The 24,336-nt window shown below is 63.6% G+C and carries 21 protein-coding genes; 2 read left to right on the forward strand and 19 right to left on the reverse strand.

Annotated features, from left to right (window positions below; translation table 11 throughout):
• Positions 1–59 precede the first annotated feature (59 nt).
• From AB0N65_RS07625 to AB0N65_RS07670, 10 genes are all read right to left on the reverse strand, one after another.
• A complete protein-coding gene (locus tag AB0N65_RS07625) occupies positions 60–1,952 on the reverse strand; it encodes an ABC transporter ATP-binding protein (RefSeq protein ID WP_364159774.1) in 1,893 nt (630 codons plus the stop codon).
• 104 nt (positions 1,953–2,056) lie between these two features.
• A complete protein-coding gene (gene guaB / locus AB0N65_RS07630; protein ID WP_364159776.1) occupies positions 2,057–3,568 on the reverse strand; it encodes an IMP dehydrogenase in 1,512 nt (503 codons plus the stop codon).
• Positions 3,569–3,808: 240 nt separating this feature from the next.
• The gene (locus AB0N65_RS07635) at positions 3,809–5,803 is read right to left on the reverse strand and encodes an acyltransferase family protein (RefSeq protein ID WP_364160001.1); all 1,995 of its coding nucleotides are present in this window, start codon (positions 5,801–5,803) and stop codon (positions 3,809–3,811) included.
• A gap of 98 nt (positions 5,804–5,901) precedes the next feature.
• Positions 5,902–8,004, reverse strand: a complete 2,103-nt coding sequence (locus AB0N65_RS07640) for an acyltransferase family protein (RefSeq protein WP_364159778.1) — start codon at positions 8,002–8,004, stop codon at positions 5,902–5,904.
• A gap of 202 nt (positions 8,005–8,206) precedes the next feature.
• Positions 8,207–9,322, reverse strand: a complete 1,116-nt coding sequence (locus AB0N65_RS07645) for an NAD(P)-binding domain-containing protein (protein WP_364159780.1) — start codon at positions 9,320–9,322, stop codon at positions 8,207–8,209.
• Positions 9,323–9,363: 41 nt separating this feature from the next.
• Positions 9,364–9,675: a hypothetical protein gene (locus tag AB0N65_RS07650; RefSeq protein ID WP_364159782.1), complete on the reverse strand. Its 312-nt coding sequence runs from the start codon at positions 9,673–9,675 to the stop codon at positions 9,364–9,366.
• 97 nt (positions 9,676–9,772) lie between these two features.
• Entirely contained in the window at positions 9,773–11,410 is a 1,638-nt protein-coding gene (locus AB0N65_RS07655) for a response regulator transcription factor (RefSeq protein ID WP_364159784.1), read from the reverse strand.
• Positions 11,411–11,576: 166 nt separating this feature from the next.
• Positions 11,577–13,190: a chaperonin GroEL gene (gene groL, locus AB0N65_RS07660; protein ID WP_364159786.1), complete on the reverse strand. Its 1,614-nt coding sequence runs from the start codon at positions 13,188–13,190 to the stop codon at positions 11,577–11,579.
• Between the two features lie 85 nt (positions 13,191–13,275).
• Positions 13,276–13,572 (reverse strand): co-chaperone GroES, encoded by a 297-nt coding sequence (gene groES / locus AB0N65_RS07665; protein WP_018776625.1) that lies wholly within the window; start codon positions 13,570–13,572, stop codon positions 13,276–13,278.
• A 208-nt stretch (positions 13,573–13,780) separates the two neighbouring features.
• The gene (locus AB0N65_RS07670; RefSeq protein ID WP_364159788.1) at positions 13,781–14,200 is read right to left on the reverse strand and encodes a hypothetical protein; all 420 of its coding nucleotides are present in this window, start codon (positions 14,198–14,200) and stop codon (positions 13,781–13,783) included.
• A gap of 67 nt (positions 14,201–14,267) precedes the next feature.
• Here AB0N65_RS07670 and AB0N65_RS07675 point away from each other — a divergent pair, with 67 nt between their 5' ends.
• A complete protein-coding gene (locus AB0N65_RS07675; protein ID WP_364159790.1) occupies positions 14,268–15,497 on the forward strand; it encodes a class I SAM-dependent methyltransferase in 1,230 nt (409 codons plus the stop codon).
• A 3-nt stretch (positions 15,498–15,500) separates the two neighbouring features.
• Here the strand turns inward: AB0N65_RS07675 and AB0N65_RS07680 are convergent, their stop codons facing one another.
• From AB0N65_RS07680 to AB0N65_RS07690, 3 genes are read right to left on the reverse strand one after another with little or no spacing between them, the layout of a single operon-like run.
• Complete coding sequence (locus AB0N65_RS07680; RefSeq protein WP_364159792.1) at positions 15,501–16,325, reverse strand: shikimate 5-dehydrogenase; 825 nt, start codon at positions 16,323–16,325, stop codon at positions 15,501–15,503.
• Between the two features lie 30 nt (positions 16,326–16,355).
• Positions 16,356–16,478: a type B 50S ribosomal protein L36 gene (ykgO, locus tag AB0N65_RS07685; protein ID WP_115930656.1), complete on the reverse strand. Its 123-nt coding sequence runs from the start codon at positions 16,476–16,478 to the stop codon at positions 16,356–16,358.
• A gap of 34 nt (positions 16,479–16,512) precedes the next feature.
• Positions 16,513–17,688 (reverse strand): GTP-binding protein, encoded by a 1,176-nt coding sequence (locus tag AB0N65_RS07690; protein WP_364159795.1) that lies wholly within the window; start codon positions 17,686–17,688, stop codon positions 16,513–16,515.
• A gap of 174 nt (positions 17,689–17,862) precedes the next feature.
• Here AB0N65_RS07690 and AB0N65_RS07695 point away from each other — a divergent pair, with 174 nt between their 5' ends.
• Entirely contained in the window at positions 17,863–19,014 is a 1,152-nt protein-coding gene (locus AB0N65_RS07695; RefSeq protein ID WP_364159797.1) for a glutamate--cysteine ligase, read from the forward strand.
• Between the two features lies 1 nt (position 19,015).
• On the opposite strand, the gene tsaD is transcribed toward AB0N65_RS07695, so the two are convergent.
• The 6 genes from tsaD to AB0N65_RS07725 are packed head-to-tail and all read right to left on the reverse strand — an operon-like array spanning position 19,016 to position 24,303.
• Positions 19,016–20,125 carry a tRNA (adenosine(37)-N6)-threonylcarbamoyltransferase complex transferase subunit TsaD gene (gene tsaD / locus AB0N65_RS07700; protein WP_364160003.1) on the reverse strand — a complete coding sequence of 370 codons (1,110 nt, stop codon included), beginning with the start codon at positions 20,123–20,125 and terminating at the stop codon, positions 19,016–19,018.
• Between the two features lie 14 nt (positions 20,126–20,139).
• Positions 20,140–20,643 carry a ribosomal protein S18-alanine N-acetyltransferase gene (gene rimI, locus AB0N65_RS07705; RefSeq protein WP_364159799.1) on the reverse strand — a complete coding sequence of 168 codons (504 nt, stop codon included), beginning with the start codon at positions 20,641–20,643 and terminating at the stop codon, positions 20,140–20,142.
• A 13-nt stretch (positions 20,644–20,656) separates the two neighbouring features.
• Complete coding sequence (tsaB, locus tag AB0N65_RS07710; RefSeq protein WP_364159801.1) at positions 20,657–21,328, reverse strand: tRNA (adenosine(37)-N6)-threonylcarbamoyltransferase complex dimerization subunit type 1 TsaB; 672 nt, start codon at positions 21,326–21,328, stop codon at positions 20,657–20,659.
• Entirely contained in the window at positions 21,328–21,921 is a 594-nt protein-coding gene (gene tsaE, locus AB0N65_RS07715; RefSeq protein WP_364159803.1) for a tRNA (adenosine(37)-N6)-threonylcarbamoyltransferase complex ATPase subunit type 1 TsaE, read from the reverse strand. The genes tsaB and tsaE overlap by 1 nt, the downstream gene beginning before the upstream one ends.
• The gene (gene alr, locus AB0N65_RS07720; RefSeq protein ID WP_364159805.1) at positions 21,918–23,159 is read right to left on the reverse strand and encodes an alanine racemase; all 1,242 of its coding nucleotides are present in this window, start codon (positions 23,157–23,159) and stop codon (positions 21,918–21,920) included. The genes tsaE and alr overlap by 4 nt, the downstream gene beginning before the upstream one ends.
• Positions 23,160–23,208: 49 nt before the next feature.
• Positions 23,209–24,303 (reverse strand): carbohydrate kinase family protein, encoded by a 1,095-nt coding sequence (locus AB0N65_RS07725; protein WP_364159807.1) that lies wholly within the window; start codon positions 24,301–24,303, stop codon positions 23,209–23,211.
• Between the last annotated feature and the right edge of the window lie 33 nt (positions 24,304–24,336).

Below are 24,336 nucleotides of genomic sequence, written 5' to 3' on the forward strand. Positions count from 1 at the left end.
GTTTATCCCACTGGTACCCGGGCGCCGTGTCGCTCCGCGGGATTGGTGGAAGCTGCTGCCTAAGGTGCGGGCCGTGTGGTTTCCTCCACAGTGAGCTGGGATTCGAACATCCGGAAGTAGCGTCCCCGGAGGGCAACCAGTTCCTTGTGTGTTCCCTGCTCGGCGATCCGGCCGTCTTCCAGCATGTAGACCACGTCCGCTTTCTCTATGGTGGCCAGGCGATGGCTAATGGCGATGATGGTGCTGCTTCTGTCCGCGAAAAGCCTCGAGAAAATCCTGTGCTCAGCCAGGGCGTCAATGGCGGAGGTGGGTTCGTCCATGACCATGAACGAGGCATCCCGGTAGAAGTTGCGGGCCATCGCGAGCCGCTGCCATTGCCCACCGGAGAGCCCGCTCCCCTTCCTGCCGCGGGGATCCTCCATCCAGTTGCTCACGTGGTTTTCCAAGCCGTTGGGGAGTTTGCTGATGAAGTCCATGGCTTCGGCATCGGATGCTGCGCGCTTGATGCGGTGGTCGTCCCGTGGTTGCTTCACGTCGCCGAGATAGATGTTCTCCGCTGCCGTGGCGAACTCGTACTTCAGGAACTCCTGGCTCAGGACGGCGAGGTGACGGTGCCAACTGGTCACATCGATCCCGGCCAGGTCCACACCGTCGAGCAGTACCTGCCCGGAATCGGGACGGTACAAGCCGGCAAGGATCCGGATCAGCGTGGACTTTCCCGCACCGTTTTCACCGACAATCGCGATGTGCTGGCCCGCCTTGATGGTCAGGGAAATGCCCTTGATCACCTCGATGTCACTGCCTGTGTAACTGAAGCGAATGTCGCGCATTTCCACCGTTGAGGGCGACTTCACGAGGGGCGGTTCGTTGCCGCTCGGGACAGGAAGCGCCATGAACAGCTCGTAGTCCTTGAGGTTGGCAAGGTCCTCGTCGATGGAGCTCAGCGACGACACCAGGTTGTTGGCCGTGGACAGCGCCCGGCTGACGATCTGCTGCACATAGAGGAATTGGCCTACCGGCTGCGCCCTGGCGATGATCTGCCCCACCACCCAGATCAGGGAGACGACCTCGGCGCCGTACTGGAGGGCGTCGGCGGCAAGTTGCTTGGGGATGTAGCGCTTCTGGTAATCGAGGCGCCGCCGCTCATCGGCATCTCTGAGCCGGGAACGCAGGTCCATCAGGTAGCCCACAATCCCGTAGAGCCGCATCTCCGCGATGTGCTGCGGGCGCAGGAGGTTGGTCTCGATCATCCGGCGTTGCCGCCGCGAGTCAACCTGCGTGTTCCAGTGGGCTATTTGTTCCCGCGACAGTTTGAACTGCAGGTAGACGCTGGGGACGATCGCGACCAGGACGATGACCGCGATCCACCAACTGACCAGCAGCAACGCGCCCACGGCCAGGACCACCGAGACAAGCTGCGTGAAGATGGCGGCGATGCGGTCCAAAACCCGCGCGTAGGAATCGGAGAACCGTTTGGCGCGGTCGTAGAGGTCTACCGTTTCCTTGTCGTCGTAGCGCCAGAACTCCAAGGCCAGAAAGCGCTCATACATCATGTCGCCCACGATTGCGCCCACTTTAAAGCTCATCAGCTGCTGGATGTAGCGGTCCACACTGCTGAACGCACCCCAAAACAGCCCCAGGGCAGCGGTGATGATGACGTACAGGATCGCCTGTGGACCGGCGTCGGGGTCTCCTGCGTAGCCGGCGGCCAGCGCGGTGGTGGTCAGAGCTGCGAAGTAGGTTGTCACAAGCGGCAGCATGGCCGAAATCAACGAACCGGCCACCTTCATGATGACGGCCGCAGGTGACGCTTTGAAGCTCACCTTCAGGACCTGCCCGACGGCGCGTGCGTACGGGCGGAGCGCGAGCTTGCGGGGCGGTGCTTTGCCGGGTTGGACCGGGTTGAGCCGGACCGACTCCGGGTGCCGCGGTTGTGCGGGCTTTTCAGACATGCACCCAGCCTATTCCTGCGGGCAGACATTGCTGCCGCGTGCCTTGAAAGCACGACCCTTAAATGGCTGATCCCCGCGGCCGTGGCCACGGGGATCAGGGATCATCAGCGGGAACCGTAGTTCGGTGCCTCGACCGTCATCTGGATATCGTGCGGGTGCGATTCCTTCAGGCCTGCCGGGGTGATCCGGACAAACTTGCCGCGTGCCTTAAGCTCCGCGATGGTGGGCGCGCCCGTGTAGAACATGGTCTGGCGAAGGCCGCCGACCAGCTGGTATGCCACGGACGCGAGCGGACCACGGAAGGCTACGCGACCCTCGATGCCCTCGGGAATGAGCTTGTCATCGCCGGAGACGTCGGCCTGGAAGTAACGGTCCTTGGAGTAGGACGTGTTCTTGCCGCGGGACTGCATGGCCCCGAGTGAGCCCATGCCGCGGTAGCTCTTGAACTGCTTGCCGTTGACGAAGATGAGCTCACCGGGAGACTCTTCGCAACCGGCCAACAGAGAGCCGAGCATGACGGTATCGGCACCGGCGACGAGCGCCTTTCCGATGTCGCCCGAGTACTGCAGGCCACCATCGGCGATCAACGGAACCCCGGCCGGAATGGCGGCCTTTGCGGACTCGTAGATGGCGGTGATCTGGGGAACACCAACACCGGCGACAACACGGGTGGTGCAGATGGAACCCGGGCCGACACCGACCTTGATGCCGTCCGCACCGGCATCAATGAGTGCCTGCGCACCTTCGCGGGTTGCAGCCTGGCCACCGATGATGTCCACGTGGGCGGCAACGGGGTCTGACTTCAGGCGGGAGATCATGTCCAGGACACCCTGGGAGTGGCCGTTGGCGGTGTCCACGAACAGGGCATCCACGCCGGCGTCGATAAGCTTCATGGCGCGTTCCCAGCCGTCACCGAAGAAGCCGATGGCCGCGCCTACGCGCAGGCGGCCTTCGTCATCCTTGGTGGCCAGCGGGTACTGCTCTGCCTTGGTGAAGTCCTTGGTGGTGATAAGGCCTTTCAGGCGGCCCTGCTCATCGACCAGCGGCAGCTTTTCAATCTTGTTGGTGGCGAGCTTGTGCGAGGCTTCTTCGCGGCTGATGCCCACGTGGCCGGTGACGAGCGGCATCTTGGTCATGGCGTCGCTGACACGGCGGGTGGGGAACTCGGACTCCGGAATGAAACGGGTGTCGCGATTGGTGACAATGCCCAGAAGGCGGCCTTCGGGGTCCACGACGGGGAGGCCGGAGACACGGTATCGGGAACACAGCTCGTCGAGCTCCTGCAACGTGGCTTCCGGATTGATGGTCAGCGGGTTGGTGATCATGCCGGATTCACTGCGCTTGACTCGGTCCACATGCTCGGCCTGGTCATCGATGGACAGGTTGCGGTGCACCACGCCCAGGCCACCCTGGCGAGCCATGGCGATGGCCATGCGGGACTCCGTGACGGTGTCCATGGCCGCCGAAAGCAGCGGGGTCTGCACTGTGATGCGCTTGGAAATCCTGGACGACGTGTCGGCGTCCGACGGGATGACATCGGTGTGGCCGGGAAGCAGCAGGACGTCGTCGTAGGTCAGGCCTACAAAGCCAAAGGGATCGTGTTCGGGCTGGGTCATGAGTGTGCGCCTCTTACCTGGGTTCTTGGGGGCTTAACTGGTAGGGGTTGCAACTGATGACCAGCCCGTCATTACGGGACTGGCCTGTGCATAAGGTGTTGGATAAATACTAGAACCTCAGCGGCGATCGCCATATTCCGCGACCCCTGAGTGTGAGCAACAGCACTGGCGGCAGGCCGCCGTCGTACGTCCCAACACCTCTCCAACACCCGCTGCAGCGTTCCGTAGCGTCCGGCGGAACTAGCGTTCCGCCCAACCGGTTGCCGCCAGGAGCCGCTCTTCGAACATGGGGATCATGCTCTGCACGTAGGTTTTGGTGAGGTGGTTGTCATCTTTGTAGACGTACACGTTCCCGACCACCGCCGGGCAGGTGCCTTGCTCGCAGATGAAGTCGCTCATGTCCATCAGGTACAGCCGCTCCACCTTGCCAACGTAATCGTCAAGGGGTGATGAAGCGGCAAGCGACTCCTCAAGCGGCGCGTTGCAGTCGGGCGAATCCGGCCCCTTCTTCTGCACGCATTCAGGCATGTTGATGCTGAACCTTGGATTGTCGCGCACGCCGACGACGTCGATCCCAGCATCCGTGAACGGCTTAATACCCTCGAGGTAGCCGGGAACTTCGGTCTCAAAAGGAGCCGTGGCATGGGTCAGCGACGCAACTGTGAAGACAGCATCGGGCTGATGCTCCATGACGTAGGCGGCACTTGCCTTGTTGAAGTCGTTGCACTCATCAGTGCGTTCCGGTGATTCGGCACCAAACCGGCAGCTTCCCTTGAGCAGGGTCACGACTTCCCAGCCGTGCTGCTTGGCAATCGGTCCGAGGGCGGCCATGTACTGCTGGGCATGCGAATCGCCGAGCACCACGATTTCCTTGGTGACCACGTCCGGCTCGTCGTTCTGGAGGCACCCCTGCAGGAGCGGATCCGAAGGAACGTTGTCACCGGTGCACAGGCCATCGATGTCCGCCCACTCGTCCTTCATGGCCGCGGGAGCCGGGATGATCATCGCTTCGGGGGTTGGTTGGCCGGCGAACTCGGGCGAAAGGGCCGCTGCTCCGGGAGTCAGTTCCTTGGGTTGGTCAGCAATGGCTGCGCCTTCGGCAGCAATTGCGCCTTGCCAGGCAGTGACCGGTACCGCCAGCAACGCACCACAGCAGGCAATCACGACGGCGGCGCGCCAGGACCGTACGTCCGGCCACTCCCAGCGGCGCAGCGGCAGCTCGATGTAGCGCGTGGTTGCAACAGCCAGCAGCATCGACACCGCCATGATGCCCAGGCCCTGCAGAAGGCTTGGCGTACCGGTGTCCGTGACGAGCAGGAAAAACACCAAGGCGGGCCAATGCCACAGGTAGAGGGCATAGGAATTGTCACCGACGAGAACCAACGGCCGGGAGCTCAACAGACGATCGGCTCCAAAGCGGCTGTTGCTTTGGCCTGCGATGATCACGGCTGCCGCGGCGAGGGTGGGCCAAAGCGCAACGAAGCCCGGGAAGGAACGTTCAACGGTCAGGACCAAACCGCAAGCGAGCATGGCGGCCAACCCCGCCCAGCCGAGGATGACCCGCAGCACTCGGCCCGGCTTCAGATAAGGAAGGGCCAATGCCAGCAGCGATCCCAGCGCGAACTCCCAGAGCCGTGTCCGGGTATCAAAATAGGCGTACTCCTGGTTATGCGCCGTTTGCTCGATGGAGTACAGGAGTGACACCGCGAAGACCACGCCAAAAGCCATGAACAGCAACGCCCTGGGGGTTGCCGCCGTGCGCTGCGGGAACAGCTTGGCAAGCTGCGGCTGCAGCAGCGCCACCGCAGCAAATATCAGCGGCCAGAGAATGAAGACCTGGCCTTGGACGGAGAGCGACCAGAAGTGCTGGAGCGGGCTTGCTCCGGAGTGGTCCTGGGCGTAGTAATCCACGGCGGAGTCCGCGAGCTGCCAGTTCTGCCGGTACAGCAAGGACGCCCACGCCTCGGCCAGGACATCCGGCCACCGGCTTTGGGGGACGAAAATCCACGTGGCGGTCAGCACCGCCAGCAGGACAACGACGACGGCGGGCAGCAGCCGCTTGAACACGTGCAGCCAGTGCCGCAACAGTTTCAGTGGCTTGCGGTTCTCGAGCTTGCGCGTGAAGGAGAGGGTCAGCAGGAAGGCGGAAATGAGCAGGAAGACATCCACGCCGCCCGATACTTTGCCCAACCAGATGTGGTAAGTCGCCACCATCAACACAGCCAAGGCGCGCAGGCCTTGAACCTCCGGACGGAAGCCGGGTGCCGCCGTCGTGCGTTCCGCAACGGCGGGTGTGCCGGCCGCTCCAGGTGCGGCAACGTTGTGCTGTTTGCTCAACGGGCCCACCCCGTCGCGGCAAACCACCTCTCCGTGAACATGTCCGCCATGCTGCTGACGTACGTCCTGGACAGGTGGTTGTCATCCAGGTAGACAAAAGTGTTTCCCACGACGCTTGGGCAATGGATGCCGTCACACAAGAGGTCCGTCATATCAAGGAAGGCGGCATTACCGAACATTCCCTGGACGGCTGCGAACGGGCTCTGCGCCGCCAGGACGTCGGGCTGGTCGGATTTGCAGTCGGAACTTTCCACGCCTTTGGCCAGCGCACATTCCGTAACGTTGTAGTCATACCGGGGGTTGTCGCGGATGGCAACTACCTGGATGCCCAGGTCATTGAAGTTGGTGACCGTCTGTTCAAAGCCGTATACCAACTGCTCGTCAGGTGACGACGGCGAAGCCATGGTTCCCACCATGAACACGGCGTCCGGCGACTGCTCTTCCACATACTTGGACGCCTCCGAGTTGAAGTCGTTGCAAGCCTCATCCGCGTCGGGGTTCTCCGGCATGAAGTGGCATCCGCCCAACAGGAGAGCGGTCACCTTCCAGTGCTGGGCCTCCGCGAGCGGGCCCAGGGCGGCCAGCCACTGCTGCGAGTGTGAGTCCCCCAGCACCACGATGGTCTTGGTGGCATCCTCAGCGGCCACGCTGTTCTGCTGGCAGTTGGACTGCAAGGTCCGGTCATCGGGTTGCGCATCGCCTTCGCAAGGGCCGGACAGGCGTGCCCAGTCTTCCGGGAGCTGTTCGGCTGTAGGCAGTGTCTTGGCACCGTCACTGACAAGGTCCACGTACCCGGGAAGCAACGCGTGGGCTCCCGGATTGTCGTTGAAGGCCTGCGTGGCAGCAGCCTGCTGGTCGAGATACTGCTTGTACTGGAAGCCAAAGAGGGGCGTGCACGCCACAGCGAGGCAGGCGGCGATGGAGATGGCGGCGCGCCGACGCTTCACCTCCGGCCAGCGCCATTCACGGAAGGGCTTCTCCACGTACTTTGTGGTCAAGAAGGCAAGGACGAGCGACAACGCCACGATCGCCGTTCCGGACAACCACCCTGCATGGTCCTTGCCGCTCCAAGCAAGGGCAATCACCAGGACGGGCCAGTGCCAGAGGTAGAGGGCATAGGAGTTGTCACCCAGCCGGACCAGGAACTTCGAACTCAGGATCCGGTCCACACCGAAGCGGCTGCCGGTCTGTCCCGCCGCAATGACTGCAACGGCGGCCAACGTAGGCCACAAAGCCACGAAGCCCGGAAACGCTGTTTGTACCTGCAGCAGGATGCCGCAACTCAACATGGCGGCCACACCCACCCACCCCATCACCACGCGGACAGGCCTGGAAAAGTCCAGTGCGGGGAGGATCAGGGCCACGAGTGTCCCCAAGGCGAATTCCCACAGCCGGGCGAACGTGTCGAAGTATGCCACGGCCTGGTTGTTGGCGGTGAAGATGATGGAGTACGTCAGTGAAGCCACGAAGATCAACGCGAAAATGTAGGCCAATGACGCCCGATACCGGAGGTCGTACTTACGGCAAATGGCTGCCATGACCGCGAAGATCACTGGCCAGAGGATAAACACCTGGCCCTGGATGGACAGCGACCAGAAATGCTGAACCGGACTGGCCAGGCTGTGATCCGTTGCGTAGTAGTTGACCGCAAGGTTCTGCAGGAGCCAGTTCTCGTAATAGAACAGGGAGGCCCATGCCTGGTGGACCACTTCCACCCAGCGAGTGGGCGGCAGGAAGACAAAGGTGGCCGCCAGCGTGCCCAGCAGGACCACCACGACGGCGGGAAGCAGGCGCCTGAAAAGGTGCAGCCAATGCCGCAACAAGTCCATGGGGCGCCGTTGCTTGAAACGCCCCGTGAACTGCAGTGTCATCAGGAAGGCAGAGATCAGGAGGAAGACGTCCACACCGCCGGACACGCGCCCGATCCAGATGTGGTAACCCACCACCATGAGGACGGCCAAGGAACGAAGCCCTTGGATTTCCGGGCGGAACTTTGACTTTGCAACGGGTCCGGTAGCCCGCCTGTTGGGACGGGCGGGCGGTTGGATCGTTGGCGTAGTCACGTTAGGCGGTTCCTCAAAGGCTGTTACACAAAGCATCCATCATACGGGGTTTTACAGCTCCACCCGAGTGCGGCAGCCCTGTGAAACCGTGTTCCCCCAGTCAATTAGCGCAGTATTCACTATGTATTTCCGCAGGTGAAGCTGTGCATGGGCTGTGTTGCGCAGACCTCCCGGACGGCACAGGGACTGTGACGCATCCAACACGCCACCTGACTCCGATTCCGTCGCTTTTCCGTTCTCAAAGGTGGATAGCGTGGGCAACAACTGGCTCGGCGGTTGGGCGCTGAGCCGTCAGGTGGCGAGCCACGTAGCGGGCATCCCGACCGACCCCGGGAAGGGTTGCCGAGGCTGCCGCGAACAGGAATTCCTGGCCAATGAAGTACAGCCCGGGAACCGATGCCGACACTCCCCGTTGTTGCTCCAATTCACCACCGGAGTTGGCGTACGGCAGCTTCAGCCACGAGTAGTCGTCGCGGTAGCCGGTGCACCAGATGACGTTGGCGACCGTGAGGGTCCGTCCATCGTCCAACATCGGCTGGCCATCACTGACACCGGCTACCCGAGGGACCAGTTCCACTCCCGCGGCCCCCAGTTCCTTGGTCCTCGTCCGGATCAACGGGGTCGCCATTGTTTTGAACGATTGTGCTGCCTTCCGGCCGACAGGGGTATTGAGGGTCAGGACATGCAAGCCGGCGAATCGGATGACGGGCAGGACGAACCTGGCTGCCAACCGACCGTGCCGGACAGGAATTTCACCACTGGCTTTGCCCGCAAGCAGCGTGGTGTGAGTCCTGCTGACCTCCAAGGCAATTTCCGCTCCCGAGTTCCCGAGGCCCACCACAAGGACCGGGCCGGCTTGGAGTTGTCCGGGATTCCTGTAGTCCCGGGAGTGCAGCTGGAACGTGCCGGAATCCAACTCAGTGGCGAACGCCGGGCGCTTGGGCATCCGGTAACCTCCGGTGGCTACGACGACGTTCCCGGCGTCCCAGGTCCTGGTCCCGGAGCGCACCAGGAATCGGTGGTCCCGCCGGGTCACCTCATCAACGCGGACTCCATGGACAAGCGGCAACTGGAATCGCCGGGCATAGCCTTCGAGGTAGTCCGCGAGTTCGTCCTTGGTGGGGAACGCCAACCGGTCTCCCGGGAACGGTGCCCCGGGTAGTCCGTCAAACTTGGCTGGTGTGAACAGGCGGAGGGAATCCCAGCGCTGACGCCAGGACTCCCCTGGCCTGACGTTCTCGTCGAGAATCAGGAAATCGTGGTTTTGTTTGGACAGCCAATAGCCCAGCGCCAATCCCGACTGCCCACCTCCCACGATGATTGTGTCCGCTGATGCCTCGTTGTTTCTTCCCATGACCGTTCTCCTTCTTCGAATCAAAGGCCAACAATTTCCTTTTAATGAACAAGCGCCGGAGGAGTCTCCAGTTTTTCCACGGGGCCGGCAGCAGGAGCCTTGCGGTATCGCACGCACCAGACCAGCATCAGGGCCGACGCCACCACGTAGAAGCTGTGCAGCAGCCACACCGGTCCTGCCGGGAGGTCGAAGACATACACGGAGTGGACGGCATTGGCGATGTTGGTCAGCGCAATGTTGCCCAGGCTGTAAGAGGCCAGATCCTTGGTCCGGACCGCCTTCATCAGCATGGGAAACATGCTGGCTGCAAAGAGCACGGTAGATACGGTGCCGGCGAGCAGTGGAATGTTCATAAGGCCAAGCTATGGGTCCGGTATCCGGTGCCGCGTCGGCCGAATCACCCATTCAGGCGGAACACAGATGGGTATTTATGCGCACACGGGGAGAATGTCAGCTCACCATATGGTGTTCGAACGCGTACTTGGTGGCGGCAACCCTGGAAGGGACATCCAGCTTGCACAGGATGTTGCTGACATGGCGGGCAACGGTCTTTTCGCTGAGGTACAAGTCCCTGGCGATGGATTTGTTGGCTTTCCCCTCGGCCACCAACCTCAAGACCTGAAGCTCGCGGACAGTCAGCGTTGAGGCCCCGTCCCCCGCTCGTTCCCCGCTGAGCCTGAGGACATCGGCGACGGCCGGCGCCGCCCCCAGATCAGCGAACTCCCCTTGAGCGGCCTCGAACTCCATGGCCGCCGACGCCTGGTCGCCCAACACGGAGCAGGCACGCCCCGCGAGCACCCTGCAGGTTGCGGCACCGTAAGGCGCTTCGAGGCTGTACCACAGACGCCAGGCCTTCCTCGAGGCCAACAGCCCGTCGGCCGCCTTGCTTTCTGCGATCAGGACCTGCGCTTCGGCCTGGGCTGCAATCGCACGTTCCAGTGGCCTGCCGGCGTCACCGACCGGAGCCGCGAACTCATCGGCCGCCGCCCGGGCCGCCGGCGTGTCGCCTGCCGCCAGTTCAACCTCGACGACGGCGGGCAGCAGCCGTCGTCGGTTGGCGGGGTCCGAGCCTGACAATGCACGGCGGAGCATGGCTTGGGCCTGGGCCACTTTATGCTGCGCAACCATGGCCAGGGCCAAACCGGGCAAGGCCTCGAAGCCCGTCTCGGCAGCCTTGGCATACGCAACGCATGCCTCATCAAATTGGCCCCGCATGCGAAGTATCTCGCCCTCGAGGTACCATGCGCCCCATCTGGCTTCCGGATCGCCGCGGCGTGAACGGTCCTGGGCGATGCGGGCGGCTGCCATGGCATCGTCCCACGCCCCGTGGAGGATGAACAGTTCCGCCCTGTGCGACTGGCACTGGCCGCTGAACATCACCATGTCCGGCCGGTCGCCGCACCAGCGTTGGAGGGCGGCCGTCCATTCATGGGCGCGCTGGACGTCCAGGGCCAGGCGGCAACTCCCAATAACTGCGCAGTAGATGATCCCGGACGGAATGGGCGACACCTCCCCGGCGGTCACGGACACCATCACTTCGTCGAGCAGTTCCAAACCCTCATCGGTGAATCCCAAGGTGATCCCTGCAGTCCCCAAGCCCAACTGGCCCAAGGCCGTCAAGTCCCGGTCCCGGAACTTCCTACCCACCGCCAAAGCCTGGCCGAAGAGCTCTTTGCTGGCCTCGGGCTGCCCTCCGTACAGAGCTCCAAGCGCGGCCGGGATCATGAGATAACCCTCGGCTGTGCCCGGCTGGTCCAGCCCCTCCACCAAGTGCCTGGCACGGGCCATCCATCCGGAGCTCCGGGCAGGTTCGCCCATGTCCATCATGTACAACACGAGCCACGCAGCACACCGGGCAGCACCCGCCATGTCGCCCAGCACCACATATTCGTCATGGGCCCGGGTCAGGTAGGCAACACCCTCCGAGTCCTTGCCAAGAAGCATGGCGACCGAGGCCACCACTTCAAGGTCTTCCGGAGGCAGGCCCCCCTCGGCATCCGCCCGCGCAAGGGACTCCAAAGCATCGCTCCACCGATGCTCCGAGAACGCTGAACGTCCGAGGTCCAAGGCTGTTGCCGGCATGGTCATGACTCACCTCGCGGCCGGGAGCAGCCCGGTTGGCGCACCCATGCCGCCGTAATAGCGTCAGGGTACCGCCGCCGTCGTACGCCGACAATAGCAGCCCCGCACCCTGCTGGAGACAGCAAAGAACCCCGGCCACAAAGCGTGACCGGGGTTCCTGCAAGCAACCTGCTTAGTGCTGGTGGCCTGCGTGTGCGTCTTCTTCCTCAGCCGGCTTCTCGGCAACCAAGGTCTCGGTGGTGAGAACCAGGGCAGCGATGGAAGCGGCGTTGCGGAGAGCCGAACGGGTGACCTTGACGGGGTCGATCACGCCGGCGGCGATCAGGTCCTCGTACTCACCGGACTTGGCGTTGAAGCCGTGGTTTGCTTCGAGTTCGGAAACCTTGGAAACCACCACGTAGCCATCGAAGCCGGCGTTCTGGGCAATCCAACGCAGCGGCTGGGTCAGGGCGCGGCGAACGATGCCAACAGCGGCAGCTGCGTCACCTTCGAGAGCCTTGACGGCCGGATCCTCGTCCAGTGCCTTGAGGGCGTGGATGAGGGCGGAGCCGCCGCCGGAAACGATGCCTTCCTCCAGGGCTGCACGCGTGGAGGAAACAGCGTCCTCGATGCGGTGCTTCTTTTCCTTCAGCTCAACCTCGGTGGCAGCGCCAACCTTGATCACGCCGATGCCGCCTGCCAGCTTGGCCAGGCGTTCCTGCAGCTTCTCGCGGTCCCAGTCGGAGTCCGTGCGGGACAGCTCAGCGCGGAGCTGGGCAACGCGGTCTGCGACGTCCTGCTCTGTGCCGGCACCGTCCACGATGGTGGTGTTGTCCTTGGTAACCGTGATGCGGCGGGCGGTACCCAGTACCTCGAGGCCAACGGTATCCAGCGAAAGACCGAGGTCCGGCGAGACAACCTGGGCGCCCGTGAGGGTGGCGATGTCCTGGAGCATGGCCTTGCGGCGGTCGCCGAAGCCCGGAGCCTTGACGGCTACAACGTTGAGCGTGCCGCGGATGCGGTTGACGATCAGCGTGGACAGTGCCTCGCCTTCAATGTCTTCGGCAATGATGAAGAGCGGCTTGGAAGCCTGCAGGGCCTTCTCCAGCAGCGGCAGGAATTCCTGCAGCGAGGAAATCTTGCCCTGGTTGATCAGGATCAGTGCGTCTTCAAGGACGGCTTCCTGGCGCTCTGCATCGGTGACGAAGTACGGGGACAGGTAACCCTTGTCGAACTGCATGCCCTCGGTAAGGACCAGCTCGGTCTGGGTGGTGGAGGACTCTTCGATGGTGATGACACCATCCTTGCCGACCTTGCCGAAGGCCTCGGCCAGCAGCTCACCGACTTCGTCGCTCTGTGCGGAGATGGCTGCCACGTTGGCAACCTGGGTACCTTCGACCTCGCGGGCGTTCTCCAGGAGGCGGGCTGCGATGGCTTCGACGGAAACCTCGATGCCGCGCTTGATCTCCCCGGGAGCAGCGCCGGCGGCAACGTTGCGCAGGCCTTCCTTGACGAGGGCCTGGGCGAGGACGGTGGCGGTGGTGGTGCCGTCACCGGCAACATCGTTGGTCTTCGTGGCGACTTCCTTGGCCAACTGGGCGCCAAGGTTCTCATAGGGGTCGTCCAACTCGACTTCACGGGCGATGGTCACGCCGTCGTTGGTGATGGTGGGAGCTCCCCACTTCTTGTCCAGCACGACGTTGCGGCCGCGCGGACCAAGCGTCACCTTGACAGTGTTGGCGAGCTTGTCGATACCGGCCTCGAGAGACCGGCGGGCAGCATCGTTAAAAGCAAGCTGCTTTGCCATGGTTGTGTCCTTTCAAGACGGAAAACCCGCACCGCTGCGGCTCGGAACGATATCCAAGGCTGCTGCGGTGCGGGGATCCAGGAAGTTACTTTACGACGATCGCGAGGACGTCGCGGGCGGACAGAACGAGGTACTCGCTGCCACCGGTCTTGACTTCGGTTCCACCGTACTTGGAGTAGATGACGACGTCGCCAACAGCTACGTCAACCGGTACGCGGTTGCCGTTGTCATCGAAGCGGCCGGGGCCGATTGCAACAACTTCGCCTTCCTGCGGCTTCTCCTGCGCGGAGTCCGGAATAACCAGGCCGGAAGCCGTGGTCTGCTCTGCTTCGAGCGGGCGAACAACAATACGATCCTCAAGAGGCTTAATCGAGACCGACACTCGGATCTCTCCTTTTCATGAGCTGATTCATGGACTAAGAACAAGGGTGCCGAGGCGCGCAACCGTCGTCGCGGTGCCGGTAGCTGCCTGGCGGGGTGGTTAGCACCCTCACAGGGAGAGTGCTAACAAGACTCTATGTAAGCGGTTAGCACTCGGTCAAGGTGAGTGCCAGCATTTCGTCATCGGTGAACGGTCGGAGCTGATCGGTTCAGCGACCCGTGAGGTCATCAAGGTCATATTCTTCGCCGTCCTCCGGCGCAGCAGACCCGCGGTTGAGGTAGAGCACTATCCCGGCAGCAACCGCCACGACGCCGGATATCACCAGGGCGGTCATCCCGCCGATCCGGGCACCGGTGTAAAGCTCGCGGATGTCGCGGGCCTCGTCCGTGGCGTCACCGATGCTCTTGCCCGTCACGGAATAGGCGGCCGCATTGAAGGAATCCAGCGCGAAAATAATGATCAGCAACGCAACGCAAACCACCGCGATGACGACACCGGCGATCAGGGCCGGGCGGGCGTAGGTGGCAAGGGAACGGCCAGCTGAGTGCTCTGCAGCTCCTGCAGCGGCTGGAATTCTTCCGTTCTGGTTGTTCGGTTCGGAGGGCTGCGGAGTTGCGTTGTCTTCCATACGAACAACCCTATCGGCCTGCTTCACCCGTCCCATCACGTGCGCCGGCGACGTTAGGCTGGTTCCCATGCCCCAAGCACCACAGGAACAGATTGCACCCTTGCTCACCACTGAAGGGTGGGAACTTCTTGCCTCGCTTGGCCCCTACCGGGAAGCAGACGCGTTCAGCGTAAATGCGGACCTCCGCAAGGCAGGGCACTCCCCCGAGGTTGTGGCCGCCGTCCTCACGCAGTCCCGGCTCCGGACCCGGGCCGAAGCCAAGTTCGGCGAGTTTGCGCGGCAGATGCTGTTCACCCAGACAGGGCTGGAGCAGGCGACCCGCCTGAACGTTGCGGCACGGCACGCTGAGCGCTTCGCCCAAGCCGGAATCGCCCATGTAGCCGATCTGGGCTGCGGACTGGGCGCGGACTCCATGGCTATGGCCTCGATGGACATCGCCGTGACGGCCGTGGAGATGGATGAAACCACGGCCGCTTGCGCCACGATCAACCTCATGCCGTTCCCGCACGCCACCGTGGTGCACTCAGACGCCACCTCCGTGGACCTGGACGGGATCGACGGCGTATGGCTGGATCCTGCACGACGCACCACCTCGACGTCGGGGACCACGAGGATCTGGGACCCGGAAGCCTTCTCTCCGCCCTTGTCGTTCGTTGAGGGGCTGGCCGCCACCGGCCTGGCCGTGGGCGTCAAGATGGGCCCCGGCATGCCCCACGACTCGGTGCCCGCCAATTGCGAAGCCCAGTGGGTGTCCGTGGGCGGTGACGTCACTGAAGTCACTTTGTGGTTCAACGCCGTTGCCCGCCCCGGCGTGCGCCGCGCGGCACTCGTCATCGGCGCCCGGGGCGCTGCCGAAATCACGAGCGGCGAGGATTTCGACGGCGGTCCGGTAGCCGCCGTCGGGCCCGTTGAAGGCTACCTGTATGAACCCGACGGTGCGGTCATCCGAGCCGGGCTGGTGGCCGACATCGCTGAACGGCTGGGCGGGCACCTCGTGGACGAGCACATCGCGTATATCTGCGCGCCGGAACTGCATGACACCCCGTTCGCACGCGCGTACAAGGTGCTCGAGGTCATGCCTTACAACGTGAAAGCGCTCAAGGCCTGGGTCAAGGCCAACGGCATCAGCGTGCTGGACATCAAGAAGCGGGGCACGGCCGTTACGCCGGAAGAGCTCAGGAAACAGCTCCTGCCGGCCAAGTCGGCCGGCAAATCGAAGGATGCCATAACGGCCACCCTGGTCCTCACCCGGATCGGCGAGGAAAGAGTGGCCGTTGTTGTGGAGCCTGTGTCCTGACGCCTAGTGCCCGGCCTGGCGGCGTGAAAACTCCGAAGCTTCGCGTACCTGCTCCGCAGACGGCCGGACGCCCGTGTACAGGACGAACTGTTCCTCGGCCTGGATGGCGATTACCTCCGCGCCCGTAATAACGGGCTTGCCGGCGGCGCGTGCGGCCTCGATCAACGGAGTCTCGGAGGGAAGCGCGACGACGTCGAACACCACCCGGGCAGCTGCAATGGTTGCATCCTCGAAGGACTGGGCCCTTTCATCGGCGCCGGCCATGCCCAGCGGGGTGACGTTGATAATGAGATCGGCGGTTGAGCCGTTGACGTCGTCCTGCCAGGCGAATCCGTAGAGGTCCGCCAGCGCCCGGCCGGCAGTTTCATTGCGCGCCACGATGGTGACGGCAGTGAACCCGGCGTCGCGCAGGGCGGCAGCGACAGCCTTGGCCATTCCGCCGGCTCCCCGCAAGAGCACAGAGTGGGTGTTTGGCACCTGATGGTCCTTCAGGAGCCTGGCGATGGCTATGTAGTCCGTGTTGTAGGCGGTCAGGACACCGTCGTTATTGACGATCGTGTTGACCGAGTCAATGGCTTTCGCGGAGGGATCCATGACATCGACCAGCGGGATGACTGCTTCTTTGTATGGCATGGAGACCGCAGCGCCACGGATCGGGAGGCCGCGGATGCCCGCGACCGCCAAGGTGATGTCGGCCGGCGCGAAGGCCTTGTAGACAAAGTTCAAGCCGAGCAGATCGTAGAGGTAGTTGTGGAACCGGGTCCCGATGTTGCTGGGGCGGGCCGCGAGCGAAATGCACAGGGACATGTCTTTGTTCAGGATGGGCATCCACCCATTAAACAGCCCCCTGGGAGGGTGTCAGCCCTGCCGCGCCTTCATTCGCGGGTTCTTTTTGTTGATGACGAATGTGCGTCCACGTCGGCGGACGACTTGTGCTCCGGGGACCTTCTTGAGGGCCCGCACTGAGTTCCTGACTTTCATGGTGTTGCTCCTTTTTATTGTGGTGTGAAGTGGTTCAGAGGGCGTCGCTTAACTCCAAGGGATCGTCCCAAACTCCGAAGTCCAGTTCCATCTCGGCTTCGCTGAGTTGGCAGCCTTCCAGCAGGCTGCGGATCTCCTGGGGGTCGATGTCATCGGCCCGCCCGGTCACCGCGAGAACCGTGCCGCGGTCACCGTAGCTGGGGTGCCAGTCCAGGACGGCGTCGACGTCGGTCCCCGCCTTGACGTCACGGCTTACCGAGGTTGTACCGGACTGTCCCAATGAGGTTGCACCGGCCGCGGCATCGGCCATCCAGGTACCGGTGCTCTCGAGCCAGACGCGCGGCCCGATCCCCTGAACAGCGATCCTGGTTTTGGCAGCGGATGCGATCCACAGGCGGCCGCGTAGCCAGTGGCTTCCCGCAGCCAGCCGGGGAAGCGCCTCACGGAAGCGTCCCGGGTGCAGGGGACGACCGGCCTTGTGCAGCACAGTGCGGAAGGAACCCGGTGAATCGCTCACGGGGACACGGACCGTTCCCGGCTTGGTCCGGGCGGCCGCTTCGGCACCATCGAAGCATCCCGGGCGGAAGCCGTCCTGTGCCGCCACGGCGTCGGCGTGCGGCGCCAACTGTCCCAGCAGTTCCACACCCGTAGCCCACTCCTCCGAACCTACGCGCGGGTTGCCCGACAAAACGGCCCCCAGGCCGGGGTGGAGCATGACCGTGTCCACTTGCCCGAATTCACCAATGAGGAACTCCCCGCTGGTGCGGTCGTCCTGGGGCATGGAGGTGAAGCCGGATTCAAACAGCGTGTGCCGGTCCCAGATATGGTCGTCCAGGTCAACCGGGTCCAGGGCAAGCACTGCGTTGTCCATAACAGCGGGCCGGGAAAGGCCGAGATGCAATTCGGCCACCGCCATTCCTGCGGCGACCCCCGGCGGCAGGCCAAGTACCACGTGGTCGAAGCCGCACGCGGCGAGCCGTTCCGCCGTCGGGACAACATCCAACCTGACGGTGCAACTCAGGCAACCATGCTCCAGCATGGTGGTTTCCCGCTCGAAGAGCTGGCCGTTCCTGTAGACGCGCCGCAGGACCTGGGAACCGTCCAACAGGTCGTGAAGAACCACCACAGAGTTGCTGTGCGTGCGGCCGAGCCTGCTGGTTGCCGCTTCGCGGCATTGGCTGTCGAGGGAACTGACGACGGTGAGGTGCATGGCAAAGACTCTAATTGACAATCATTCTCAATAGCAACTTTTGGGCGTAACGTCCCTGTTTCCCCTCCATATGGACACGCCAAGCTGCACTACACTTGAGCAGACCGCTGGCGGCCCCGCAGCGGGGAAGCCCCGGCCATACAGCAGGCCGGAAATATATACCGAGGGGACGACGTGCAGATTGAGTTTGCGCCATCCAGGCAATCAACACTGGGTGTGGAATGGGAGTTGGCGCTCGTCAATGCACGCACCGGAGAGCTCGTCTCAGTCGCGAACGATGTCCTCAAAGGCGTGGCGGCAAACCACCCGGACCTCAACGAGGACGACGAACACCCCCACATCAAGCGCGAACTGCTCCTGAATACGGTGGAGCTCGTGACGGGAATCTGTGACACCGTCAAGGAAGCCAAGGAAGATCTCAACCGGTCCCTGGCCGCTGTCCGCGGAGTCACCGACTCCATGGGGGTCGAAGTATTCTGCGCCGGAAGCCACCCCTTCAGCCCGCCCCTGCTCCAGCCCGTCACGGACAAGGAACGCTACGCCAAGCTGATCGAACGTACCCAATGGTGGGGTCGGCAAATGGTGATCTACGGCGTCCACGTCCACGTCGGCATCGATCGCCGCGACAAAGTACTTCCCATCCTCGACGGACTGGTGAACTACTTCCCGCACTTCCAGGCCTTGTCTGCCTCCAGCCCCTTCTGGGCCGGAGAGGAAACCGGCTACGCATCCCAGCGCGCCCTCATGTTCCAGCAGCTCCCCACTGCAGGCTTGCCGTTCCAGTTCGAAACCTGGGAGGCCTACGAGTCCTATGTGCAGGACATGTTCACCACGGGAGTGATCGACGCGATCTCGGAAATCCGGTGGGACATCCGTCCTGTTGCTGCCTTGGGCACCATCGAAATGCGTATCTGCGACGGCTTGGCAACGCTCGAAGAGGTGGGTGCGATCGCTGCGCTGACCCAATGCCTCGTGGACGAATTCTCCTCCATCCTGGACGCCGGCGGCACCATTCCCACCATGCCGCCGTGGCACGTGCAGGAGAACAAGTGGCGTGCGGCGCGCTACGGCATGGAAGCCATCATCATCCTCGACGCGGAAGGCAATGAGAAGCTCGTCACCGAGCACCTCGCGGAAACCATCGCACGGTTGGAGCCCGTAGCTGCCAAGCTGGGCTGCTCCGAGGAACTCGCGGATGTCACCAAAATCATCGAACGCGGAGCGAGCTACCAGCGCCAGCGCCGCGTGGCCGCCGAGCACAACGGCGACCTGCAGGCAGTGGTCATGGACCTCGTGCAGCAAATGCGCAAAGGCCCGGACGCTTAAGCTACGCCGGCATTGACACCGTGGTTACCGGCATGGAGGAGTCCGGGGCGAAACCCACGCCGCTGGGTCCTACCCCTGCCATGATGAGCTGGGATCCAAGGGCAGCAACCATCGCCCCGTTGTCCGTGCACAAGCTCAATGGCGGCACATGCAGCTTGATGCCGGCTGACGCACACCGTTGGGCGGTCAACTCCCTGAGGCGCGAGTTCGCGGCAACCCCGCCACCCAGCAATACATCCGTGATGCCGTGTTCCTTGCACGCGAGGACCGCCTTCGAACTGATGACGTCCACCACCGCCTCCTGGAATGCAGCAGCGATGTCCGCCACCGGCACTTCCTCGCCGCGGGCCTCGAACTGCTCGACGCAACGTGCAACGGCGGTTTTCAAGCCGCTGAACGACCAGTCGTAGCGGTGCGGGCCGCGTTCCTCGGCCGTGCCCATGTACTTGGGCTGGGTGAGACCCCTCGGGAACCGGATGGACTTCGGGTTGCCTTGGCGCGCCAGCTTGTCGATGGCCGGGCCACCCGGATAGCCGAGGCCCAGGATGCGGGCTACCTTGTCGTAGGCTTCACCCGCGGCGTCGTCAATGGTTGACCCCAGGAGTTCTACGTCATCGGTGATGCTCCGGATGCGGAGCATTTCCGTGTGCCCTCCGGATACCAGGAGCGCACCGAGGTTCTCGGGCAACTTTCCTGCACCCAAGCCGGCGGCAGCACCGGCGTCGGGCGTTCCATCCAGCAGCCCCACGCCAACATGGGCCACCAAGTGGTTGATCGCATACAGGGGTTTTCCGGTGGCGACAGCCAGCGCCTTCGCAGCGCACACGCCCACCATGAGGGCGCCGGCCAGGCCAGGACCCGAGGTGACGGCAATGGCGTCGATGTCGTCCAGGGTTACTCCCGCTTCATGCAACGACTCCTGCAGGGTGGGCACGAACGCGTCCAGGTGGGCGCGGGAAGCTATCTCCGGGATGACACCCCCAAAACGCACGTGCTCGTCCATGGATGAGGACACCGTATTGGTCAGCAGTGTGGTGCCCCGTACGATCCCCACGCCGGTTTCGTCGCAGGATGACTCGATGCCCAGCACCAAAGGCTGCTGTGTCTGCACAGGAAAAGCTCCGTTCACGCTGTGGCTCCTTCCGGGGAGTGCGGATCATTCAGGGGGAGCCTCATGATCAAGGCATCCGTGCCGTCCCGGTAGTACCGCGGCCTGACGTGGATCTGTTCGAACCCGAAGCGCAAGTACAACTGCTGGGCACGGGGGTTGTCGGCGCGGACCTCCAACAGCACGTCCGCGGCGCGACGGCGCCGCGCCTCGTCGATCAGTTCCGTAAGGACGGCAGAGCCAATGCCCTTGCCTTCGAATTCAGGAACGACGGCGATCGTCTGGACGTCCGCAATGGGCTCAATGCACATCAATCCGGCGTAGGCAACGATCTCCCCTGCAACCTCGGCCACCACGTAGCGTCGTGTTTCGAGCTGGGACAGTTCATCGAAGAACATCTGCAAGGGCCAGGCGTCCACGGGGAACAATCTGCGCTCCAGCGCTTCGACGGCGGGGACGTCGGCTTCGGTCATGTCGCGCAGGGAAACGCCGGCGAGTTCCAACTTGGGCGGGAGTTTCACAGTTCAACCTTCATCACAGGGCACGTTTCCTGGGGCCGGGCACCTGCGCGTCCGACTCCCTGAGGTACAGGGGCGTGGAGTCGAGGAGTTGTTGCCCTGCCGTGAGCCGGGCCAAGGCGAACTGGCCCAAGGATGCTGCGTCCGGTTGGGTTTCCGCGAAATCCTCGTCCGCGCGCAGCACTTCGGCGTAGAGTCCGGCGCCCGCGCCGAACACCGGGAGGTCCGGCAAGTCGGATGCGAAGCCCACGTGGGGCCCATCCACGAGCTCGGGCAGCTGGCCTTCCGCCAAGGTGTAGCGGGCCCAGTAGACCTCTTTGCGGCGGGCATCCGTGGCAACCAGGAACTCCGGTGCGGCAGCGGTTGACTCGGCCACCTCGAGGGCAATCGCGTCAAGGCTCATCAGCCCATACAGCGGCTTGTTCCACACGAAGGCCAGCGTGCGGGCAGTCGCGATGCCCGAGCGGAGGCCGGTGAAAGGGCCCGGGCCGACCCCGGTCACGATGGCGTCGATGTCCGCGCCCGTGACGCCGGCCCCGGCCAGCAGTTTCTCGATGCCTGGTGCCAGAACCTCGGCGTGGCTCCGGGTGTCCTCGGTGGCGAAGGAATCCACTACGCCCTCCATGGCGACGTCCGAGATCAAGGCAGCGCTGGCCACTGCGGACGTGTCGATTGCCAGGATCAACATCAGCGGGCTCCTTTCCCGGCGGTGTCCAAAAGATCGGGGGCCTCTGCCCATCTTGGGCCGAAGCCCCGGAAGACGATGGTGCGGGGCTCATCATCGTCATCGGTATCGAAGTCGAGCACGGTATCAACCGTGTCAGCGGAATCATGTGAAGGCTGCGATCCGGCATCCCCGCCCACGGACCTGTGCAGTTCCACTTCCAAGCGGCTTTCCGACAAATGCTCCACGCGGCCCCGCCCCCACTCCACCACGGTCACTGCGGAATCCATGGTGTTCTCAAGGTCGATGTCGTCGATTTCAGCGGACGATTCCAACCTGTACGCGTCCACATGGACCAGATCCGGGCCTCCGGGACGCGGGCCGTCCGGAAGGTTGGGATGGATCCGGACCAGCACGAACGTCGGAGAAATAATGCCGGCGCGTACGCCCAGGCCCTCGCCGAGGCCCTGGGTGAAAGTCGTTTTGCCCGCTCCCAACTCACCGGTCAGCACCAGCAGGTCCCCGGCCTCAAGCACCTCACCGAGAGCCGAGGCGAGAGCGTGGGTCTGTTCCGCCGTCGTGACCCTCAGGCTGCGTTCCCACAGCGGTCCGTTCACAGCGACGCCGTTTCCGGCGCGGCGTGCACATCGGCGTGCGCAGGTACCTCATTGACGTAGCTCCGGGGCACGCGCGGACTGATACGCGTCACGATTTCGTAGTTAATGGTTCCCGCTGCGACGGCCCAATCATCCGCTGTGGGCCCGCCATCGGTCCCATCACCGAACAGGACGGCTTCGCTGCCCTTGAGGTGGCTCCCCTCTTCGGGGGTGAGGGGTCCAAGGTCGATCACCATCTGGTCCATGGCGATCTGGCCCACCACCGGATAGTTGACCCCGTTCACGCGAACCGGACCGCCCGTGGCAATGCGCGGGACGCCATCGGCGTAACCCAAAGGCACAAGGCCCAGCGTGCTCTCAGTGCTGGTGTGGTACTTGAGGCCGTAGGAGACGCCCTGCCCCTCCGGGACCTTCTTGCAGTTGGAGAGGAGGGTGCGGACGGTCATGGCGGGATGCAGGCCAAGCTCAGCTGACGAGGCGCCGTCGAAAGGCGACAAACCGTAGATGCCGAGGCCTACGCGAATGAGGTCGAAGTGCGAGTCCGGGCGGGACAGCGCGGCGGGAGTGTTGGCGATGTGCCGCACTTCCGTGTCGACGCCGGCATCCTCGGCGATGGCGAGGGCCTCGCGGAAGACGGCGAGTTGCTGGTCCGTTTCCGGCCTACGCGGCTCGTCCGCCACGGCGAGGTGCGAGAAGATGCCCACTACGCGGAGCAGGCCCTCGTCCTGGTATTCCATGGCCTGGCCCACCAGTTGGTCCCAGTCGGCGATGGTGCAGCCGTTGCGGCCAAGCCCCGTGTCCACTTTCAGATGAACACGGGCGGGGCGTTCCTGCTCGCGGGCTGCCGCGACCACAGCGTCCAGTTCCCAACCGGAAATTCCGACGTCGATGCCGGCGGCGACTGCCGCTTGGAAGTTGCTCTCGCGGGTGTGCAGCCAGGCCAACAGGGGCGCGTCGATGCCGGCGGCGCGCAAAGCGAGCGCCTCGGAAATGTGGGCAACGCCCAACCATGATGCCCCGGCCTCAAGGGCAGCGCGGGCGACTTGAACGGCGCCGTGGCCGTAGGCATCAGCCTTAACGACGGCCATCACGGACGCCGGGGACGCGATGGCGACGAACTGACGAACGTTGTGCCGCACGGCTTCGAGGTCGATCACGGCGGAACGCTCCAGCACCGCTGATTTTGCTATGGAGGCCTTGGACCCGATCCCGATATCTGCTGCTGCTTCGTAAGTCACCCTAGAGATTCTAGTGGCGTGGGTGAAGTCCGGTTAACTGCCGGGGGCGCTACTGGGCGTCGGACAAGTGCGCGATCGTAGCCCGGGCACGGCGTTGGGCCTCTGCCGGAATGTCCTTCACGATCGGTTCAAGGAAAGCGAATCGTCGCAGCCATTGGCTCGACTGCCGCTCCTTGCGGGCGTGGGCCCGCTGCCACCAGTCCGCGATGTCGCCCCATCCAGGGGCGGCAAGGGAACCGCCTACCTGTTGGACGGCCAAGGAGGCACACAGGTTCGCGAACCTCAACCGGTCGCCCAGCCGCCACCCCGCGAGGCTTCCCACAATAAAGGCTGCATCGAAGCAGTCCCCGGCACCGGTCGCATCGTAGGCCGATACCGGGAGGGAAGGTACCCACTCCTCCTCCCCCGTTTCCGAATCCACTGCCATGGCGCCCTGCGCTCCGAGTGTCACCACAGCCACCGGGACGCGATCGGCCAACGAATACAGGGCGGCCCACGGATCGCTTTTGTCCGTGAAGGCCATTGCCTCGGGGGCGTTGGGTATGAACGCATAAAAGTGTTCGAGTTGCTCGAGCCTGCGCTGGGACCATTCGCCGCTGGGATCCCAACCAACCACGCCAAAGAGCTTGGTGCCTCCGGACTTCGCAGCCTTCATCCACGGCTCGAGTTCTTCGCCGAGGTCCGCGACGGCTGCGAGCGCCTTGGGAGGCTCCCCGATCAAGTCCGAAGCGTTGATCGGTGCAGGGTGCCCGTGCGTGACCATGGAGCGGTCCTGGTTCACACATAGAGAGACAGTTACCGGCGAGTGCCATCCCGGGACCCGGCGGGACAACGACAGATCCACGTGTTCCTGGGTTTCCAGGATCTGCCAGTTGTAGTCGCCGTACCCGTCGTCCCCGAAAGTTGCAGCCAGGTTGGTGCGTAGTCCAAGGCGGGCTGCTGCGATGGCCTGGTTTGCGACTCCCCCGGGGCAACTTCCCATTCCTTCGCTCCACACCTCGGTTCCCGGTTCCGGTGAGTGCGGCAGCCCCGTGAAGATGATGTCCTGGAAGACCGTTCCCGTGAGGAGAAGGTCGCACTGCTGATCGCCGCCGTCGCGCACGGCAGCCAAGGGATCGAAGCGTCGCTCGGGCATTGCATCCATGCACGGCAGACTACGCTGCACCTTTTGGGCTGC

Source organism: Paenarthrobacter sp. NPDC089322, from assembly GCF_040684895.1.
In the GTDB taxonomy this organism is placed as follows: Bacteria; Actinomycetota; Actinomycetes; order Actinomycetales; family Micrococcaceae; genus Arthrobacter.